General features: G+C 54.4%; 1 protein-coding gene. It reads left to right on the top strand.

Going from position 1 to position 252, the window contains the following annotated elements:
- Nucleotides 1-252, top strand: a 252-nt coding sequence (gene hisG, locus V5P19_RS24105) for an ATP phosphoribosyltransferase (protein ID WP_369077407.1), incomplete at both ends; no start/stop codon positions are given.

Raw genomic sequence — 252 nt, 5'->3', positions numbered from 1 at the left:
AGCGCGATGGCGAAATGGAAGAATCCAAACAGCAACTGATCGACAAACTGCTGACCCGTATTCAGGGTGTGATCCAGGCGCGCGAATCAAAATACATCATGATGCACGCACCGACCGAACGTCTGGATGAAGTCATCGCCCTGCTGCCAGGTGCCGAACGCCCAACTATTCTGCCGCTGGCGGGTGATCAACAGCGCGTAGCGATGCACATGGTCAGTAGCGAAACCCTGTTCTGGGAAACGATGGAAAAAC

The organism is Enterobacter sp. UNJFSC 003, from assembly GCF_036903355.1.
Lineage (GTDB): Bacteria > Pseudomonadota > Gammaproteobacteria > Enterobacterales > Enterobacteriaceae > Enterobacter.
The sequence above is the reverse complement of the archived record's forward strand: the minus strand, read 5'-3'. Positions and strand labels throughout refer to the sequence as shown.